At 45.9% G+C, this 19277-nt stretch carries 15 protein-coding genes; 11 read left to right on the top strand and 4 right to left on the bottom strand.

Annotated features, from left to right (window positions below; translation table 11 throughout):
• Positions 1 to 464: 464 nt before the first annotated feature.
• Complete coding sequence (locus G7Y46_RS04165; RefSeq protein WP_165252684.1) at positions 465 to 1826, top strand: ATP-binding protein; 1362 nt, start codon at positions 465 to 467, stop codon at positions 1824 to 1826.
• 569 nt (positions 1827 to 2395) lie between these two features.
• Here G7Y46_RS04165 and G7Y46_RS04160 read toward each other — a convergent pair.
• A complete protein-coding gene (locus G7Y46_RS04160) occupies positions 2396 to 3169 on the bottom strand; it encodes a TatD family hydrolase (RefSeq protein ID WP_165061065.1) in 774 nt (257 codons plus the stop codon).
• Between the two features lie 114 nt (positions 3170 to 3283).
• Between G7Y46_RS04160 and G7Y46_RS04155 the strand changes: the two genes are divergently transcribed.
• The 3 genes from G7Y46_RS04155 (at position 3284) to aroF (ending at position 5510) form a co-directional block, all read left to right on the top strand.
• Positions 3284 to 4267 (top strand): undecaprenyl-diphosphate phosphatase, encoded by a 984-nt coding sequence (locus tag G7Y46_RS04155; protein ID WP_165252683.1) that lies wholly within the window; start codon positions 3284 to 3286, stop codon positions 4265 to 4267.
• Between the two features lie 164 nt (positions 4268 to 4431).
• A complete protein-coding gene (locus tag G7Y46_RS04150; RefSeq protein WP_165061069.1) occupies positions 4432 to 4713 on the top strand; it encodes a chorismate mutase in 282 nt (93 codons plus the stop codon).
• On the top strand, positions 4710 to 5510 hold the full coding sequence (aroF, locus tag G7Y46_RS04145; protein ID WP_165252681.1) for a 3-deoxy-7-phosphoheptulonate synthase: 801 nt from the start codon (positions 4710 to 4712) through the stop codon (positions 5508 to 5510). Before G7Y46_RS04150 ends, aroF begins: the two co-directional genes overlap by 4 nt.
• A gap of 94 nt (positions 5511 to 5604) precedes the next feature.
• Here aroF and arsS (G7Y46_RS04140) read toward each other — a convergent pair whose 3' ends face one another.
• Together arsS (G7Y46_RS04140) and G7Y46_RS04135 are read right to left on the bottom strand one after the other, a co-directional pair.
• Positions 5605 to 6576: an arsenosugar biosynthesis radical SAM (seleno)protein ArsS gene (arsS, locus tag G7Y46_RS04140; protein WP_165252679.1), complete on the bottom strand. Its 972-nt coding sequence runs from the start codon at positions 6574 to 6576 to the stop codon at positions 5605 to 5607.
• Positions 6577 to 6625: 49 nt separating this feature from the next.
• The gene (locus G7Y46_RS04135) at positions 6626 to 6964 is read right to left on the bottom strand and encodes an arsenosugar biosynthesis-associated peroxidase-like protein (RefSeq protein WP_165061075.1); all 339 of its coding nucleotides are present in this window, start codon (positions 6962 to 6964) and stop codon (positions 6626 to 6628) included.
• Between the two features lie 174 nt (positions 6965 to 7138).
• On the opposite strand from G7Y46_RS04135, the gene G7Y46_RS04130 reads away from it, so the two are divergent.
• The 7 genes from G7Y46_RS04130 to G7Y46_RS04100 all read left to right on the top strand — a co-directional run bounded on the left by G7Y46_RS04130 (position 7139) and on the right by G7Y46_RS04100 (position 18097).
• A complete protein-coding gene (locus tag G7Y46_RS04130) occupies positions 7139 to 8230 on the top strand; it encodes a methyltransferase domain-containing protein (protein ID WP_165252677.1) in 1092 nt (363 codons plus the stop codon).
• A 9-nt stretch (positions 8231 to 8239) separates the two neighbouring features.
• Entirely contained in the window at positions 8240 to 9328 is a 1089-nt protein-coding gene (locus tag G7Y46_RS04125; protein WP_165252675.1) for a GTP-binding protein, read from the top strand.
• On the top strand, positions 9328 to 11505 hold the full coding sequence (gene arsS / locus G7Y46_RS04120; RefSeq protein WP_165252673.1) for an arsenosugar biosynthesis radical SAM (seleno)protein ArsS: 2178 nt from the start codon (positions 9328 to 9330) through the stop codon (positions 11503 to 11505). The genes G7Y46_RS04125 and arsS (G7Y46_RS04120) overlap by 1 nt, the downstream gene beginning before the upstream one ends.
• A gap of 57 nt (positions 11506 to 11562) precedes the next feature.
• Complete coding sequence (locus G7Y46_RS04115; RefSeq protein ID WP_165252671.1) at positions 11563 to 13896, top strand: UvrD-helicase domain-containing protein; 2334 nt, start codon at positions 11563 to 11565, stop codon at positions 13894 to 13896.
• A gap of 184 nt (positions 13897 to 14080) precedes the next feature.
• Complete coding sequence (locus G7Y46_RS04110) at positions 14081 to 16360, top strand: molybdopterin-dependent oxidoreductase (RefSeq protein WP_165252669.1); 2280 nt, start codon at positions 14081 to 14083, stop codon at positions 16358 to 16360.
• Positions 16350 to 16703, top strand: a complete 354-nt coding sequence (locus G7Y46_RS04105) for a 4Fe-4S binding protein (RefSeq protein WP_346773614.1) — start codon at positions 16350 to 16352, stop codon at positions 16701 to 16703. Before G7Y46_RS04110 ends, G7Y46_RS04105 begins: the two co-directional genes overlap by 11 nt.
• Positions 16704 to 16807: 104 nt before the next feature.
• The gene (locus G7Y46_RS04100; RefSeq protein WP_165252666.1) at positions 16808 to 18097 is read left to right on the top strand and encodes an MFS transporter; all 1290 of its coding nucleotides are present in this window, start codon (positions 16808 to 16810) and stop codon (positions 18095 to 18097) included.
• Between the two features lie 69 nt (positions 18098 to 18166).
• Here the strand turns inward: G7Y46_RS04100 and G7Y46_RS04095 are convergent, their stop codons facing one another.
• Positions 18167 to 19237, bottom strand: a complete 1071-nt coding sequence (locus G7Y46_RS04095) for a LuxR C-terminal-related transcriptional regulator (protein WP_165252664.1) — start codon at positions 19235 to 19237, stop codon at positions 18167 to 18169.
• Between the last annotated feature and the right edge of the window lie 40 nt (positions 19238 to 19277).

Here is a 19277-nt window from a genome sequence, read left to right as displayed (position 1 = left end):
GGCAAACAGTACTTGACGACCCATTAATGAGTGCTGTTTGCCTATTACAACCATGGAAAGTCGGAAGTTTTGACCATTTTTGCGTAAACAACTTTCCGCAACTCTGTAATTTTGTGTCAATCATGCCGTTGTGCCGAAACCCTAAAACGTGAAACTATCACTTCAAGGGCGATTACTTTGCTTTTCAAGCGTGAGTTCTACGAAAAGCTTTTTGAGTGGAAGGCTCGGTGCCAAAGGGTTACATTGCATGGTACTTTTAGCGAACTCCATCACTCGGTTTCTTCTGACTCGGTTTTATACGAGTTAATTTATATCGCATGGTTTCAAATGCAAAATGAGGGGCAAAAATTTCACTAATACCTTAAAAACGTGAAGAATAGAGTATCACTCGACCTTAAAAACGTGAAAAATGGAGTACAATGTGACCCTAAAAACGTGAAACTACTACTTCAGAGGTCATTGTTATGATTTTCAAGCGTAAGCTCTACGACAAGCTTCTTGTATGGAAAGCGAATCAAGCCGACAAGACTGCTCTACTTATTGAGGGCGCGCGTCGTGTCGGGAAGAGTACTCTTGCTAAAGCCTTTGGAGCTAACGAGTATCGCTCCTATATTGTTGTCGACTTTTGGGAAGCGTCTCAGGAGGTGAAGGATGCGTTTTCTCAGAATCTTAATAACCTAGATGCTCTGTTTCGCTTTCTTCAACTTCACTACGCCACGCGTCTTTACGAGCATGATTCTCTTATTGTGCTTGACGAGGTGCAGTTGCATCCTACTGCACGAAGTGCTGTTAAGCAGCTTGTAGCCGATGGGCGCTATCATTACATCGAGACTGGGTCGCTACTTTCTATAAAACAGAATGTGTCAGGTGCGCCTATTCCCTCTGAGGAGGTTTCCGCTCGGCTCTGCCCTCTTGATTTTGAAGAGTTCCTCTGGGCGTGTGGCAACGATGTTGCGACGCAATTTATCCGAGAGTCTTTTGCGACCAAGGAGCCTTTGCCGGATGGGTCACATCGTGATCTGATGCGCACTTTTCGGGAGTACCTGCTTGTCGGAGGGATGCCGCAATCTGTTGAGGCGTTTCTTGCTAGGAATTCATTCCAAGAGGCAGACGACGTCAAGCGTGCGATTCTGGATTTATATCGTAAAGACATCACTCGCTTTGCCGCGGGTTACGAGGGTAAGGTTCGTAGGGCTTTCGATGCTATTCCTAGTCAGTTATCCAAACACGAAAAGAAGTTCACTGTGTCGGCTATGGGGCATCATGCGCGCATTCGTGACTACCAAGTTGCATTCGAGTGGATGTCGGAGGCTTGTGTGACGAATATGTGTTGGTCGGTGACTGATCCATGTGTCGGATTGGCTCTCTATGAAGACGATGGCGCCTTTAAGTGCTACATGGTGGATACGGGGCTGCTTGTGACTCATGCTCTCGCCGATCGTGCAACAACAAGCAACAAAATATACGAGGATGTACTTACGGGGAAACTGTCGATCAACGAGGGTATGATTACGGAGAACGTTGTTGCTCAGCAGCTTGTCGCATCGGGGCATCGGTTGCGCTTCTACAGCAGCTATGCATCCGTGGCATCCGACCGCATGGAGATCGACTTCTTAGTAGCGCGCGAATACAGTGATGCCGGGGGGAAGGCACGTGTAAGTCCTATTGAGGTGAAGAGCTCGAACCGCTATGGCTTGTCGTCGCTCGACAAGTTTAAGACGAAATTCGGAAAGCGGGTGGGCACCCAATTTGTGCTGCATCCCAAGACCTTAAGCGTGGAGGGCGATCGTGTCTTTTTGCCACTATACATGGCGCACTTGGTCTGATTTTGAGGATTTCTTGCTTGTCGAATAAACGGCTTTTATGCTGCGTTCGAGTTCCTTATCATCTAGTTCGCAGATGTATTTACATAATTTCATTTTATCGAGAGACTGTATAGTGCTTTTTTCTCCATAATCTCCGATTTTCGTTTTGTTCTGATAGAACTTGTCCATTTCGTGATGGACACCGAGTCTGAGGTTTCGGCACACAACCACCGTTTGCCCAGTGTCCTCCACAATTCAAGCCAACTATGTGACAATCTGACCATGGAAAGTCGGAAGTTTTGACCATTTTTGCGTAAACAGCTTTCCACAAGTCTGTAATTTTGTGGTAATCATGCTGTTGCGCTGAACCTAAAACATGAAACTATCACTTCAAAGGCGATTACTCTGCTTTTCAAGCGTGAGTTCTACGAAAAGCTTTTTGAGTGTAATGCTCGGTGCCAAAGGGTTACATTGCATGGTACTTTTAGCGAACTCCATCACTCGGTTTCTTCTGACTCGGTTTGTTCAAGTTAATATATATCGCATATCTCCCAAATGAACTTTGGCGCAAACTAGCACCGCACAGTGCGTTAGGATGGCTGTTGTGCGCTTAGTAGCAACTCGCTATTTTTGCGCAGGGAAGTCTGCAACTCGTCTATGTTTTGCTCGCGTACTTTCGCCAAAGTGGCTATGGTGTCGTTTAGCTCGTCAGTCCAAAGCTTAGTTGACCATTCCATCCCTTCATGCGGTGGGCTGTCAGTTTCGACGAGTAGACGCATTTGCGGTACAGCTTTTGCGAACTTGCGTCCAGACTCGGTTGCTAACATGCGCTTGCCCACCGAAAACCAGCAATCTTTTTCCAGAGCGCGGGCAAAATCTTCCGGCGTACCTTGAAACCAGTGAAACACGCATATGTGTTGCTCGGGGGTTTTGTGGCTTTCCAAGGCGCTCAAGAGTTCGCTATTTGAATGCACGCTGTGTAGAAAGATAATTTTTCGGTCGGAAGTTTTGCTTAGCAAACCCAGCAGTTGGTCGAGAATTTTTTGCTGCTGTATTTTTGTAGCTTTGCGTTTCCCGTAGAAATCTAGCCCAATTTCGCCGATGAATGGCGTAGTGGGTAGCAAATTTTCAAATCGGGTTAAATCTACTTTGCTTATGCGTTCGTTGGCTATCCACCATGGATGCATCCCTAAGGCAACAAAGATGTTGCGCCAAGGTTTGAATTCTTCAACAGCTGCTACATAGCTTGAGGGAACTACGGTAGCGCATAGCGCGGTTAAGCTGATGTTTTCCAGTTCGGCTGCTATGCTTTTCGCGTTGCTTGCGAAATCTAGATGGCAATGCATATCGAAGAGCAATGTCATTTGCACCTCCGCTCAACTTTGTCATCTGTAACAATAGCACCTATTTTCAGTATGTTGGCATCTATTCCAACTTGTTTTGCGCGCGTTAACTATATTGTCTTTTATAATGAAGCCATGGATACTTTAATCGAAGCAATAAAAGCGCTTATCATTGGCATTGTAGAAGGCATTACTGAATGGTTGCCCATATCTTCTACTGGTCACATGATATTGGTTGACGAATTCGTAAAGCTGAATGTGTCGCCCGAGTTCTTAAGTCTGTTTTTAGTGGTCATACAGATTGGTGCCATATTGGCGGTTATCATTCTGTATTTCCATAAGCTAAATCCATTTTCGCCCAAAAAAACTTCCGAACAGCGTCGCGGTACATGGCGGCTTTGGGGCATGGTGGTTATAGGGTGTATACCGGCAGCCGTAATCGGCTTTGCTTTGGATGATTGGGTAAACGAACATTTCTATAATGCGTGGACTGTGGCAGCCATGCTAATACTTTATGGCGTTATTTTTATTGTGATGGAGCGGCGCAATCGCAAGCGCGAAGCTGCCTATTTAAGCGATGTGTCTGCGGCGGATTACGCAAGCAAAGATTCTGCTAAGCCTCGTGGCAAACATGCCCGCATGCCGCAAGTTGCATCAAGCGCACCTAGCGTTGATGCGGCGCAACAAGTAGAACAGGCGTTATTTAAGGTAAGCACGGTCGATCAGATCGATTGGAAAACAGCGCTAAAAATTGGTCTGTTCCAAGTGTTAGCCATAATACCCGGCACTTCGCGCAGCGGTGCCACAATAATCGGCGGCATGCTTTGCGGCTGTTCTCGCACGGCTGCGGCTGAATTCACATTTTTCCTTGCGATACCTGTAATGTTTGGCTGGGGGCTTGTGAAGGCGGTAAAGTTTTTAGCAGCAGGTATTGCCATGTCGGTCACTGAAATTGTCGTTCTTGTAGTGGGCATAGTAACTGCGTTTGTTGTGTCGGTTATCTCGATAAAATTCCTTATGGGCTATATTAAGAAAAACGATTTCACAGCATTTGGAATTTATCGCATAATCGTTGGCATAGTGGTGCTAGCCTACTTTGGTGTGAAGCTGTTTTTGTAGCTCTTTCGTATCGCCGGAATTTTGCAATCTTCGCGCTGTCCGCTCTGTCTTTTCGCCTTTCCTTATGTTTATGTGCGCAAGATTAACATAGGGCAGGTTGATTTATTGTTATCATGTTCGCACACGGGCAACTTCCCCGTTATAGATTTATGAAAGGAATAGTTGTGACTGAGGACAATGCAGCCTTAGCCGAAATTCAGAAGCATCGCGAACAGATTGATGAAATTGATCGCGAATTAGTGGCGCTTCTGAATAAACGTGCGGGACATTCGCTGGTTATTCGGGGTCTTAAACCAGAAGCGCAAATGGGGCTCTACGATGCGAAGCGCGAGGAAGAAATCTTCGAAAAAGTGGCAAGCTATAACGAAGGACCGCTGTACAACGAGTATCTGCGCGAAATCTATGCCACCATTTTGAAGGTGAGCAAGGAGACGCCGTCGGTATGAGAGAGTCGAAGATAGAGGGCATACCGTACTTGGGTCAGCGCACGGACGAGGTAACTATATATGCAGGTCCGTGTTCGGTGGAATCGGCTGAGCAGTTCGATGAAGTGGCGCAGTGTATAAAAGGCTTGGGGCTAAAGTGGATTCGCGGAGGCGCGTTTAAGCCCAGAACAAATCCGCATAGCTTTCAGGGGCTAGGTGAAGAAGCGCTAAAGATTATGAAAGCGGCGGGCGAAAAGTATGGTCTGCTTACGCTTACAGAAGTTATGGATAGCGCGCATTGTCAAATGGTTAGTGACTATGTTGATGGTTTGCAGGTGGGTGCGCGCAATTTCCAAAACTTTAGTCTTCTGAAGAAAATAGGCGAAGTTACTGCCAATACGCATCAAATGGTGCTGTACAAGCGCGGTTTTGCGGGCACTATTGCCGAATGGATGGCGGCGACCGACTATATAACCGACAAAGGCAACACTAACGTAGTGCTGTGCGAACGCGGTATTCGCACGTTTGAAACAGCTACGCGCTTTACGCTTGATATTGCGGCTGTGCCGGTAATTCATAAGCAGTCGCTTTATCCGGTATGCATAGATGTGTCGCATCCTGCAGGGCAGCGCGACTTGGTGCCTGCGCTTGCATTGGCAGCCGTCGCGGCTGGTGCCGATAGCATAATGATAGAAGTGCATCCGAACCCGCCAGCTGCACTAAGCGATGGTCCGCAGCAGCTAACCCCAGCGCAATTCGAGCAGCTGGTAGTCGAGTTACGTGTAGTGGCGGCAGCTTTGGGAAAGAAGATTGTGTAACAGCGTTTGAATGTCGATACACAAAATGGCAACAAGTAAAAGGTCGAACGCGCGCTCGACCTTTTACTTACGAAAGCTATTAAGCTATTAAGCGCTAAGCAGTTTCTCCTCCGCAACTTGACCCGGCACCTGCTGTGCAGCCATAACAATGGTTTGCAAATTGTATCGGTCGTGTGCTTGGGCGCTCTTTTGCTAAGTCGAAAATAGTTTTGCCATCTGCTGTCTTTATGCCTAATGCTTGATTGAAGTCGCAATCGTATAGGTTGCCCTGCCAGTCTACGCTAATCTGATCTCTGCACATCATTGATGCGGTTGTGGCAGGGTTAAATGCGCCAATAAGCCGTTTCATATACGATTCCAAGTTTCCCTTCTTATTAAGAGCTTCGGCGAAGCGCCCTGAAGGGTTATTGGTTATAGCTACAAGGTTGGTGAAGCTTACTCCAAAGTCGGCTGTTAGTCTGCGGCGGTATTCTGCCTCCATAGATGCCTGATCGGGAGGCAACGTAGCTGTAGGTGGGTTATACACTAATGTGATCGGGCGCCCGCCTTCGCCATACCCAACTTCATTTAACTTGCGCAGACCTTCTATGCTGGCTACAAATGTGCCATCACCGCGAATCTTGTCTACATTTCTAGCGCTGTAATACGGAAGAGATGCGAAAAGTGTTGCATCTACATCGGCGTACAGCTGCGCAAAATGCGAATATTCAGGATCTGTTAATATGCACAAATTTGTGCGCACGATAGGGCGAACACCGCGGGCTTGCCATTGCCGCAAAAACCATTCTAGATCGGGATGCATTTCTGGCGCACCGCCGGTTATATCAACAGCAGAAAACCCACCTTTTTCATATGCGTCTAGGCATGCTTGCATAACGCTGCGATCCATACATTCTGTGCGCTGCGGACCGCATGCTAAATGACAATGGCGACATGCTAAGTTGCATTTGTACCCCACGTTTACTTGCATTGTGGTTAACTGCTCGTTTGTGCTTCGGTCACATTCCGGCACCATGTCAATAAAAGAAGGAAATTCCTCCATTACATTTTCAACAGTTTTATCCATTGTCTTCTCTTTCGCTTGCTACTATTGCGTCTTTTAGAGACTCGTAGCTTTATATTGCTTGGTCTTTGATTATCTTTAGTGCCTGTACGCCATGAGCCAGTGCTGCACCGCCTCTAATAGCATTTGTTACGTGGAAAACTTCTCCGATTTCCTCTTCGCTGCAACCTTTTTGCAGGCAGGTGTTGGTGTAGGAATCGATGCAGTACGGGCACTGTACAGCCGCGGCAACAGCTAGTGCGATTAGCGACTTTTCGCGGGACGTTAGTGCGCCGTCTTGAAAAACGGATCCGTAATATGCCATGTATTTATCCCAGAGTTCCGGCGATAGCGATCCTACGCCAGCAGGAGAGAAGTCGGAAAGTCCAGCAGGGTCATAGTAAGTTTCCATTTTTGCTTCCTTTCATATATTAAAACAAGTCCATTATTAGATTATATCTATATATAGAGATACACTTATATATAATTTTGACAAAGGGGATGACATTATCTCTGAAAGAGGCAGATTTATGTCATCAAAACCTAGTTGTCGTATGCATTGTGTCTAGGAATAGGAAGGAAAAGCATGAATTACGAGGAATATTATCGCAGGGCTAATGATGACTATCAGGCATATTATGATGCGCTAGCGCTCGCGCAAGCAGCCGACCCGCAGTTGACGGCGCGCACGCGCGATGCGGAGGGTACGATGCCTGATGAAGCGCGAGACAAATTATTCAATGTGTCGGCTGAAATAAAGAATACCTTCCATGAATTCGGTGCCGCGCTGCCGCCTTTGCTAGAAGGATGCACTGTGCTGGATCTGTGCTGTGGCAGCGGGCGAGATACATATCTTGCCGCTCAGTTGGTTGGACCTAATGGCAAGGTGATAGGTGTAGAGCCGAATGCCGCGCGCTTGGCAATTGCTCAAAAATATCTGGATAAAGAGATAAAGCAATTTGGTTACGAAAGCTGCAATGTAGAACTCATTCATGGTGTACCCGAAGATTTAAGCGCAATTTCTAGCGATTCGGTCGATGTAGTTATAAGCAACTGCACATTCAATATGTCACCCGATAAAGGCGCTTATATTGCCGAGGTAAAGCGCGTGTTGAAGGATGGTGGCGAATGGTATTTTACCGATGTATTTACCGATCGCCGCATTCCGCAGGAAACCGCCGAGCAAGTGCAGCGTGTGGCAGAGCGCCTAGGCGGAGCGATGTTCATTGAGGATTTCCGCCGTATGGCTCAAAATGCCGGATTCCACGATCCGCGTTATCTACTTACATGGCAAACGCCGCTTACTGAAGAAGAGGCTGCCAATTATCCTGAAATAGCTTTCGCGACTATTACCAGTCGTCTTATTAACTCGGAATTAACCAGCGACCACTGCGAGGATTATGGCGAAGAGATAATATACGACGGTTCTTTGCCTGATTATCCTGAATTCTTCCTGTTCGATAAAGATATCAAGTTCCCAGCCAATCAGTCTATGCATGTTTGCGACAACGTATCAGTTCTGGGGTTGGGTACGCGCTACAAGAAGGTAATTTCAGTTAAGGGCGATCGCAGCCGTCATTTTGGCGATATCCACGGAGATCATATAATTAAAACCGCACCCAACTTTGAGGGTGTGCACGATGAAGATGACCAGCCTATTCAGGCTTCTTGTTGTTAGGGACGAAGGATGGGCCAGATACGTTTTATGGTAGTCAGCGGTTTTTTGGGTGCTGGCAAAACTACAACAATGATTGCGCTTGGTGAATACCTGAAAGAGCATTATGGCGAAACCGCCATAATCGCAAACGATTTGGGCGCCAATTTAGTGGATACCAATCTTACCCAGACCAGCGGCTGCGTGGTGGCTGAAATAGCTAATGGCTGCATTTGCTATCAGATGGACAACGTAGTGGATCAGCTGCGTCGTCTGCGCGACAAAGACGGCGCAGTATTCGTGATGAGCGATATCCCGGGATGCGGGGTTGGGGCGCTTGATCATGTATACCATACGTTGGCTAATGATTATTCAGACGAATTCTTGCTTTCACCATTTACTGTTATTGTTGACCCCGAACGGCTTCGTATGATTATGCCCGAGAAGGCAGATATCAATTTGCCCGAAGAGTTGGTGTATTTGTTGCAGTTACAGCTGGAAGAAGCCGACTTAGTGGTTCTAAATAAATGCGATCTGCTTAGCGAAGCTGACATTCAGCGCTACGTAGACTTTCTGAAAACAGCGGTGCCCGATATTCCCGTGCTTTGCATATCTGCACGCGAACGTACAGGTATAGAAGAATTGGCTCAATATGTTACAAAGAACACTACACAGCTGAAAAATTTCAGCGTTCGCAACAATCATGAATTTGAGCAAGCCGAAGCGAAACTAACATGGTATAACCGCCGTATGTTTTTCAAGACGCTATCTGGCGATAAAATTGACATGAACGCAGTTGTAGATGATCTGATTGAAGAAATACGAATGGGTCTGATAGAGCGCAAGCGCAACGTTCCGCATTTAAAGACATTTGCCACTTCTGGAAACGGCGATTTCAACAAAGCATCGCTAATAGGTGTCGATTACGATGTGGAATACGAGCAAGAATTTCTGCGTCCTCACAAAAATATGCGCATGATTGTTAATGCTAGAGCTGTATGCGAAAGCCGTCCTATGGCGCGCATTGTAGATGATGCTGTAGACGCAGTATGCGATAAGTATGAACTTGATTGTCAAGTGTTCTTCACTGAATGCTTTGGCATGGCTGATGAGGGTCGCTAATGGCTATAAGCGGAGATAAAGCGCGGGCACAACTGCAACCCTCGTTGGACGCGTCGCAGATTCCTAATGCGAACGCCTCAATACATGACCAAATACGGGAATACTACGGTAGCATTTTAGCGGGGTCGGACGACCTTAAAACGAATGCATGTTGCTGTACTGAGGAAGCACCGCCAAAGTACGTAATTGATGCATTGCGCGAGGTGTCAGATGATGTAATCGCGCAGTTTTATGGCTGTGGTAGTCCGATTCCGCCCGCACTTGAGGGTTGTACAGTGGTCGATCTTGGTTGCGGGTCGGGTCGCGATGTATATGCTTTGTCTAAATTAGTTGGTCAAACTGGGCGCGTAATTGGCGTTGATATGACACAGGCTCAGTTAGATGTGGCGAGTAAGTATTTAGATGAGCATACGCGCCGTTTTGGATATTCCAAACCAAACGTTGAGTTTCGATGCGGCTACATAGAAGACCTTGTCGAATTAGGCATAGAAGATGAATCGGTAGATTTGGTTATATCGAATTGTGTAATAAACCTAACACCGTTCAAAGAGCAAGTCCTTCGCGAAGTGTATCGCGTGCTTAAACCCGGCGGGGAATTGTATTTCAGCGATGTGTTTTGCGATAGGCGCATGCCGGAGGAGTTGCGCAGCGATCCGGTATTGCGAGGTGAATGTCTTGGTGGTGCCATATATATAGATGATTTTCGGCGAATGATGCATCGTGTTGGTTGGTCTAGCTTTCTCTATACGTCGATAGACGATATACATATAAGCGATTTGGCTATGGAAACCAAAATTGGTTTTACTGGCTTTACGTCACGTACAGTGCGTGCAATAAAGGCGCTCGGTCTTGAAGATGCACACGAAAACTTTGGACAGACGGTGCGATATTTGGGTACCATCCCTGAAACTCCGCGCTATTTTGATCTTACTGATCAGATTCGCTTAATAAAAGGGCGCGATGTGGCTGTAAGCGGGAACATGGCAGCAATGCTTGAGCAGTCGCGTTATGGAAAGCATTTTGCAATACAGCCTCGCGGGCAGCACAGAGGCGCGTTTGATTTTAAACGGGCGCAAGATGCGGTAGCAGCGCGACGCGGTAGAAAAACGGTAGATCTCGGTTATCTGAATGCAGCTCTTGATCGCATTGGTGAACCATCATTTTCTAAGCGTGTTAATGCGCCTTTGGTGTTAACTGCACCAGAAGAGGGTCAGTTGTCTATACTGCAGGTAAACATAACCTATGCGTGTAACCTAGCATGTAGGCATTGCTATTTGGAATGTTCGCCTAAGTCGCAGGAGTACATGAGCCGGCAAGATATGCAACTTGTGCTGGATTCATTTGATTCTGGCAACTTCAAAGTACTTGATATTACAGGTGGAAGCCCTGAACTTCACCCCGATTTTAGTTGGTTTTTGGCAGAAGGCGCGAAGCGGGCTAAGCGGGTTGGTGGATATGTTATTGTGCGCAGTAATTTGACGCTTTTGAATAAACCGGAATACGCGCATTTTATGCAAGAATTTGCTGATGCTGGTGCGCATGTTACAGCATCGATACCATATTTTGATCCAGAGACAATGGATTCTCAGCGCGGTCGTGGTGCTTTTGAATCTGCTATGCAGGCAATACGCAAGCTTAACAAGCTTGGATATGGCGTTGCGGAATTGAAGGGCGGAAATCGTACATTTGAAGGCGAGCTGCAGCTAGATTTGGTTTATAACGTGTCGGGACCATTTCTTCCGCCACCGCAAGATATGCTAGCCGATCTTTACCACGATGAATTAGAGCGGCGCGAAGGAATTGTGTTCGACAATTTGTTCGCTTTTAATAATTATCCGTTGGGGCGTTTCGGGCAAGATTTGTTAGATGCAAATATGTTCGATGAATATCTAAAACTGCTCGTTGATAATTTTAATGCACTTGCCGTACAGCGTATGATGTGCCGCGATCAGGTAAACGTGGATGTTGATGGACGTTTGTATGACTGCGAAGTTAATCATGTGCTAGGTTTACCTATTCGTATCGGCGAAGATGATTCTATGCGCGACGCTACGCTGGCTGATTTGGCTTCAGGCACATTACGTGCGCGCAATATATGCACGCACCCAGTTTGCTATAGCTGCTCGGCAGGTTTTGGATCTAGCTGCGGCGGTTCGCTGGTTGCCAGCTTGGATTGATGGTTTCGCGGTAGAATATAGCTTTTCTGTTCAAAACAACTGACTGAAGGGCTTGGCATGCCTATAGATATAGACACACTAAATGAACCGCAAGCACAAGCGGTGCTTTGTACAGAAGGACCGCTGTTGGTGCTTGCGGGCGCTGGGTCTGGAAAAACACGTGTGCTTACGTATCGTATAGCGCATCTTTTGGAAGACTGCGGGGTGGCACCTTGGCGTGTGTTGGCAATTACGTTTACAAATAAGGCCGCTGCGGAAATGCGCGAACGTTTGGGCAGACTGGTCGGACCTGCGGCGCGCGGCATGTGGGTTTCAACTTTCCATAGCATGTGCGTGCGCATTCTTCGCGCCGATGCCGATTTGCTGGGTTTTGGAAAAAATTTCACCATATACGATGCCGACGATCAGAAGCGCCTGTTCAAAACCATAATGATGGAAATGGATATAGATCCGCGTCGCTTTCCCGTGAATGCGCTGATGGCGCGCGTATCGCAGGCGAAAAACGAACTAAAAGTGCCCGGTCAGATGGCTGATGAAGCGGCTGATCCTGTGCAAAAAATGGCGGCGCGTGTGTATGCTGCTTATCAAGAACGACTTCGGCAGGCGAATTCGATGGATTTTGACGACTTGCTGATGTATACGTGGCTTTTGTTGAAGAATCACGAGCAGGTGTTAGCCGCCTATCAAGATCGCTTTCGCTACATAATGGTGGACGAGTATCAGGACACAAACCATGCGCAGTACGCCATAACTAAATTGCTGGCGGCTGCGCATAAAAACATTATGGTGGTGGGTGACGACGATCAGTCTATTTATTCTTGGCGTGGTGCCGACATTCGCAACATTCTAGATTTTGAAGAGGATTATCCGAACGCCACTGTGGTAAAGCTAGAGCAGAATTATCGCAGTATGGGCAATATTTTGGATGCAGCTAATGCGGTTATAAGCAACAACGAGCATCGTAAATCGAAGCGATTGTTTACTGCTGCGGGCGCTGGCGAGAAGATAAATGTGTTCATGGCTACCGACGAACGCGACGAAGGGCGCTGGATAGCTGGCGAAATTGAGAAACTGCATGCCGACAACGTGAACTACGACGAGATAGCTTTGTTCTATCGCACAAACGCACAAAGCCGTGTGCTTGAAGATATGTTATTGCGCGCTGGTGTGCCGTATCGCATAGTGGGTGGCACGAAGTTTTTTGACCGCAAAGAAATACGCGATGTTATGGCGTATCTGACGCTTGTGGTAAATCCGGCGGACGATATGGCATTTACGCGCATTGTAAATGTGCCGAAGCGCGGTGTGGGCAAGACCAGCATGGATCGCATAGCGCAGCACGCGCGCGAGCTGGGTGTGCCTATGCTTACAGCCGCCGAAATGCTTCTGATAGATACCGATGTGCGCGCATCTACACGCAGTGCGCTTGGTGAGTTTATTCAAGTTATGAAAGATGCGCAGTCGTACTCGGGAGATTTGCGTAAAGTTGTGGAGGCGATAATTGATCGCACCGGTCTAATTGAGGCTTTGCGGGCTGAAGGCAGCGATGAAGCGCAGGGCCGTATAGAGAATATTCAAGAATTCATGGGCGTAGTGCAGGAATTTAGCGAAACCCACGAGGAAGACGATGCGGAATTTGCGCCTCCAACAGAAGATGCGCCAGAAGGCGAAGCGCCGCCGCGTGTGTTGCGCGGAGATTCGTTGGCTGATTTTATTGAATGGGTGCGCTTGCGTACCGACTTAGACACTGTTAGTGAAGACGGGCGTGCAGTAACGCTTATGACAGTTCATTCCGCAAAAGGCTTGGAATTCGATTGTGTTTTTGTGGCGGGCATGGAAGAGTTCGTGTTTCCGCATATGAATTCTGTTGGCGATCCCATGTCGGTTGAGGAAGAGCGCAGGCTTGCGTATGTAGCCATTACCAGAGCACGCAAACGGCTTTGGCTGACGTGCGCTCAAAGCCGTCAGCTATTCGGGCAAACTAGCGCTAATCCTACGTCGCGCTTCATTCACGAAATACCGTCAGAATTGCGCCATACAACTGGGCTAGGTTCATCGGGATTCAGCGGTACTGGTTGGGAAAAACGTGGAAGCCGCCGCGGTATTTCTGGCAGCGGGTCAGAGGCGGGCGAGGGGCGTGTGTTCGGGCAGTCTAGCGCATCGGGTGCAGGTGGGCGCAGTCGTTCGTTTGGTGCCGGCATCAACCCAAATGCAGGCAAAAAAGCTGCCGCTAAAATGACGTTTGCTGTTGGCGATACGGTTGACCATAAGACATTTGGGCGCGGAAAAGTTATGAAGGTAGATGGCGACACCTTGCACATAAAGTTCGCAAAAACAGGTCAGACCAAAAAGCTATTGAAAGATTATGCACCCATAGTGAAAATAGGGTAGTCTTGGCTACACAATAAAATATCGTTCTACGAAGTAGCGCTTATCTTGTGTGACAAGCGAAATTACCCCATTTTTTCAATACTTTGCTCGATTGTTTGATGGTCTACTTAATCTCACTCTTATATGCAGAGGATTTCTATCTGTATTGCGATAGAAAAATTGCAATAAGAGGAAGGAGTAGACCATGGAGTTAGCACGTGACGTTATCAATGGTGATACTGAGTGGACCGCTCTTGGTACTGATCGCCCTGTCTCTTGGAAAGAGGGGAACCTGACAGTAACAAGAACTACTGCAAGAACTGGTCCTGGATGTCATAACGGATGCTTCGTACTGCTTTATACAGACGAGAATGGCAAACTTGTTAAGGTTGAAGGCGACCCTGAAAGCCCCTATAACGAGGGGCGTATATGTGCCAGATGTCTTGCTTTGCCTGAAGTCGTGAATCATCCGGATAGGCTTATGTATCCTATGAAGCGCGCTAAGGAAGATAGAGGCAAAGACAAGTGGCAGCGTATAACATGGGATGAAGCTTTAGATGAGATAACGGAGAAATTCAACGAAATAAAAGAAAAGTGGGGCGCGAAGTCGGTGCAATTTTTGCAGGGCACTGGGCGTGATATTTCCACCTATATTCTGCGTTTGGCATGGTCGTTTGGATCGCCTAATCCGGGTTACTTATTGGCAGGATCTTCTTGCTATCTACCTCGTATCGCGTCTTTATATAGCGAGACGGGCTCTTTTTGGATAGCCGACTGCGGACAAGCTACGCCCGAGCGCTATGACGATCCTAACTATCAAATTCCAGAATACATGTTTATTTGGGGCAATAATCCACTGCAGGCAAATGCTGATGGCTTTTTTGGACACTGGGTTGTCGATTTAATGCGTCGCGGAACAAAGCTAATTACTATTGATCCCCGTATGACATGGCTTGCTTCCAGATCTGATTTACATATACGGTTGCGTAGCGGCACCGACGGTGCATTGGCATTAGGTATGCTGAATGTAATTATTAATGAGGATCTGTACGATCATGACTTTGTGGATAAGTGGTGCTATGGATTCGATCAGCTAAAAGAGCGTGTTCAGGAATATCCGCCAGATAAAATGGCAGAGGTTTGCTGGATTCCCGAAGAGCAGCTTGTTGAGGCAGCTAGAAAATTTGCAGCTGGCAACAATACTGCTGTACAAATGGGTCTTGCTCTAGATATGTCTAATGCAGAGGCAATACCTGCAATTCAAGCCATAGTAAATATGATAGCTATAACGGGCAATTATGACGTGCCGGGTGGCATGCTTATGCCTTATTACATTCTAAATACAGGCTTTGGTTGGGGATACGACCTGCTGACTCCTGAAGAGCATGCACAGCGTATTGGTGTTGAGAAGTATCCGTTTGTTGCTAATGGCTACAATTTCTCGCAGCCCGATATGGTTCTCGAAGCTATGCGCACCGACGATCCTTATCCGGTACGTGCAACATGGATACAGACGTCCAATCCTCTTGCTTGCACAACTGGTGAACCAGAAAATCAACTCAAGAGTTTCTTGAATATGGAATGCAATGTAGTGGTTGATTTGTTTATGACTCCAACAGCTATGGCTGTTGCCGACTATGTTCTTCCGGCATCTACATTTGCAGAGCGCGATGGTTTACGTACATGCGATGGGTGCCAATATGGTGCCACTATTAACAAGGTGACACAGATAGGCGAAGCGAAGGGCGATCCGGAAATTGAGTTAATGTTTGGTCATCGTTGGAATCCGGAGGCATGGCCGTGGGAGACAGTTGACGAAATGCACAATGCGCTGTTAGCCGACTCTTTTATGGGAAATATAACTGTAGATGAGCTAAGACAAGAAGCACCTATTTTCAAGAAGCAAACCTATAAGAAGTATGAAAAGGGTTTAATTCGTTCCGATGGTCAGCCCGGTTTCAATACACAAACGGGTCGTATAGAACTTTATAGCCTTGCATTGCAAGCATGTGGTCTAGATCCTTTGCCTTACTACGAAGAGCCGGTGCCTAGTCCAATTAACGATCCAGAACTGTTTGAAAAATATCCACTTATTCTTGGAACTGGCGCTCGTGATTACATGTCATTCCATTCAGAACACAGGCAGATTCCAACACTACGCAATCTGAAAAAGGATCCTGAAGTTGAAATCAATCCGAAGACTGCCGAGAAATATGGAATAGAAAACGGCGACTGGGTATGGCTAGAAAATCAATATGGTAAATGCCAGCACAAAGCGAAAGTAACACCTGTTGTTGCTGAGCATATGGTTATGGCAGACCATGGTTGGTGGTTCCCAGAAGAAGATGGCGAAAGCCCGAACAACTACGGTATCTGGCGTATCAATGTCAATAATCTGCTACCCAACATACCTGGCAAGTCTGGGTTCGGCACCAACTTCAAATCGCAGTTCTGCAAGATATATAAGGTAAAGGATGGTGAATAGCATGGGAAGAAAAGGACTATTCATTGACTATGAATATTGCACTGGATGTAAAACCTGTGTTGTGGCGTGTAGGATGGAACATAATCTTCCGCAAGACCAATTTGGAATTGTTGTAAGCGAAGTAGGTCCTTGGGAAATAGTTCCCGGCGATAATCATTGGCAATATTCATATGTTCCCATTCCAACCGACCAGTGTTGTGGATGTGCGGAAAGGCGCGAAATGGGTAAATTGCCTATTTGCGTACAAAGCTGTCAGGCTAATGTTATGAAATTTGGCGACATAGATGAACTGGCAGCTAGCATGCAAGAAAAAACGAAAGTTGTCTGCTACACGATTGAATAACTTTAGCGTGTATAGGGTGATAAATCTTGTCTGAATTGAAGGCGAGATCATTAAAGGAAATGATCTCGCCGAAAAATATATTCGTCTCGATATAAGGATATATTATGACTAATGATGCAGTTGTATCCGCCAATCAGAAAACACCTGCACGTGCGTGGGCGGTTTTGGTTGTTGTATACATAGCCAGTTTTATGGCTCCCATGGCACAATTCAAAGTTCCTGCACTTGAAAACTGGATAATACCCGAATTGATTATTCCGCAGTTTGGACCGGAAAATATCAGTCTTTACTTTGGCATAATGATGAGTGCGTTGGCTATAATCGGCGTAATTTTAGCTTTTCCAGCAGCGATAATAACTCGCAAATTTGGTATGAAGGCTTCAATGGTTATATCTGTTGCAGCATTAATGCTTGGAACGCTGGTGTGTGTTGTTGGTGATAATTATTGGATGGTTCTTGTTGGGCGCATGATAGAGGGCGTGGGTATTGGATTAGTTGGTGTGGTTGCTCCGGCATGCGTCTCTATATGGTTTCCAGAAAAAACACGGGGGACAGCGTTGGGAATATGGGCATCATGGTTTCCGCTTGGCATAACTGTTATGTTCAATATTGCTCCAATGATAGCTACTGTAGCTGACTGGCAAGGTGTTTACTGGTTCTGCATAGTTTGCGATATTGTTGCACTGATTTTGTTTCTGCTTGTATTTAAGATGCCTGAATACTCTAGCGATACGCCCCCTGAAGAAGCTAGCTTGAAAGATGGTTGGAAGTATTTGAAGAATAGTAAGCTATGGATATTGGCTGTTGTATTTTTCATCTATAACTTTATTCAGTTGGGCGTTGTTAATTCGTTTTATAACCAATTTCTTTCATCGGTGGGCGGGCTTGATCCTCAAGCTGCAAACGGTATAACTAGTGTCATGACAGCTATAGGTATTATTTCGCTTCCTTTGGGTGGAGTTATATTCGATCGCGTTCCGTATAAACATAAGAATAAGCTGATGATACTCACCTATGTGCTATGGATTATCGCACTTCTGTTTGCCTTTGGATCGGGCAACGATATGATGGTAGGAGTGTGGATTTTCATTATAGTTATGGGTATAGCTAATGGTTTTGGCGCAGGATCGTTAAGACCATATGCTCCGTCTCTTGTCCCTAATACAGCGTTAGGCGCTACGATGGCGATGGCATTATTGCAGTTTATGCAAAACTTGGGATCTGCTGTTGGATCTCCTGTATATGGTGCAGTGCTTGATAGTGTTGGTTGGGTTAATGCGAACTACTTCTTGCTTATTCCGATGTGTGTGATAGCTATAGTGCTCGCATGTTTCTTGAAGCCAAAAAATAGCGACAAAACTATATCTGCCGCTAATGACACTGAAGTTAATTAATGAAGTCTGTATTTCTTAGATAAAGACTCTTGATTTGCATTGATTGTTTTGTAATGAAAGTTAAATGCCTTAGAGCAGGTTACGTATTATAGCCTGCTCTATAGCTTCTTTTTTGCTATGTGCATTAAGTTTGTGATAGCTGTTTTTAAGATGAGTGCGAACTGTTTGTTCGGATACGAACATGACGGAGGCTATTTGTTTAACACTCATTGCATTTGATGCGTGGCGTAGTACTTCCAATTCTTTTTGGCTTAATACAACTTCGGTGGTTTTGAAAGTATGGTTGCTAGATGGTGAAATAAGCTCTTCTAAGGGTTGTGTAGAGAAAGAGGACATAGTTAAAAGTGCTATGGGGCATGGTATAGCTCCATATTTTACTTTAGTGGCAATGCTGTTTATAGAGCGTAAAGCTGAAGCTGCATAAGGGTGAAGATAATTGGATGTTTGCATGCTATCTTTGAGTAAAAAGTTATTAAGAGCAATGAATGTGTTTGCTAAGTCGTGTGCAAGTTTAGATGGATGAGTGGAATTTGCTATTGTTCTGAAAATCATGCATGTAGGAAGCGGCCAACCGTAGAATAAATCGAAAAGAATATCGGAAATGTCTTGTCTTGGATATTTTAGATATTTAGCTTCTAGTTTACGAATCTCGTCTTTTGAGAAAAATAGGTCACTATCGTCTAGGTGCATTGAACAACGATTAGCATATGCTTGCGTAAATTGGCAATTGGTTTGAGCTGTTACAACTAGTGCAGGACGCATTGGACTATTCATGAATGGCTCAATGCATGTTTCAAATGACTTTGAGCTTAAGGAATGTATGTCGTCAATAATAAGTATGGTTTTTGCGGGTAAAGAATTCAGATACATACGCAACGAGTTAGAAGAATCGTACGGATCGAGACGAAGCCAAGATATGTTGAGATTCTTACGTGTTAAGGTTTCATCTATCTGATTTAAAAGAGTGCTTTTGCCAGATCCGATACATGCTTGTATCAGTACGAAATGTGATTTACTTTTTAGTGCAGACACAACTGAAGATATCTGTGCATTACGTGTAAGTGAAAAAGCAGTTTTTGGTTGTTTTTGCACTTTTGTTGAAGGTAACATATAGCTATCGTATCGTTGTGTATTGTCCATAGCATCCCTAAAAGAATCGCGGTTTATATCATTTTTAACT

This window comes from Adlercreutzia sp. ZJ304, from assembly GCF_011039075.1.
Taxonomy (GTDB): domain Bacteria; phylum Actinomycetota; class Coriobacteriia; order Coriobacteriales; family Eggerthellaceae; genus Adlercreutzia_A.
Note: the sequence above shows the minus strand (reverse complement) of the source record. Positions and strands in the feature narration are given on the sequence as shown.

What these genes read in the sequence shown, in the direction of transcription:
- aroF (WP_165252681.1), top strand. Translation starts at nt 4,710, where the DNA reads ATGAGAGAGTCGAAGATAGAGGGCATACCGTACTTGGGTCAGCGCACG.
- G7Y46_RS04100 (WP_165252666.1), top strand. Translation starts at nt 16,808, where the DNA reads ATGACTAATGATGCAGTTGTATCCGCCAATCAGAAAACACCTGCACGT.
- arsS (WP_165252673.1), top strand. Translation starts at nt 9,328, where the DNA reads ATGGCTATAAGCGGAGATAAAGCGCGGGCACAACTGCAACCCTCGTTG.
- G7Y46_RS04165 (WP_165252684.1), top strand. Translation starts at nt 465, where the DNA reads ATGATTTTCAAGCGTAAGCTCTACGACAAGCTTCTTGTATGGAAAGCG.
- G7Y46_RS04155 (WP_165252683.1), top strand. Translation starts at nt 3,284, where the DNA reads ATGGATACTTTAATCGAAGCAATAAAAGCGCTTATCATTGGCATTGTA.
- arsS (WP_165252679.1), bottom strand. Translation starts at nt 6,576, where the DNA reads ATGGATAAAACTGTTGAAAATGTAATGGAGGAATTTCCTTCTTTTATT.
- G7Y46_RS04130 (WP_165252677.1), top strand. Translation starts at nt 7,139, where the DNA reads ATGAATTACGAGGAATATTATCGCAGGGCTAATGATGACTATCAGGCA.
- G7Y46_RS04105 (WP_346773614.1), top strand. Translation starts at nt 16,350, where the DNA reads ATGGTGAATAGCATGGGAAGAAAAGGACTATTCATTGACTATGAATAT.
- G7Y46_RS04135 (WP_165061075.1), bottom strand. Translation starts at nt 6,964, where the DNA reads ATGGAAACTTACTATGACCCTGCTGGACTTTCCGACTTCTCTCCTGCT.
- G7Y46_RS04125 (WP_165252675.1), top strand. Translation starts at nt 8,240, where the DNA reads ATGGGCCAGATACGTTTTATGGTAGTCAGCGGTTTTTTGGGTGCTGGC.
- G7Y46_RS04115 (WP_165252671.1), top strand. Translation starts at nt 11,563, where the DNA reads ATGCCTATAGATATAGACACACTAAATGAACCGCAAGCACAAGCGGTG.
- G7Y46_RS04095 (WP_165252664.1), bottom strand. Translation starts at nt 19,237, where the DNA reads ATGGACAATACACAACGATACGATAGCTATATGTTACCTTCAACAAAA.
- G7Y46_RS04160 (WP_165061065.1), bottom strand. Translation starts at nt 3,169, where the DNA reads ATGACATTGCTCTTCGATATGCATTGCCATCTAGATTTCGCAAGCAAC.
- G7Y46_RS04110 (WP_165252669.1), top strand. Translation starts at nt 14,081, where the DNA reads ATGGAGTTAGCACGTGACGTTATCAATGGTGATACTGAGTGGACCGCT.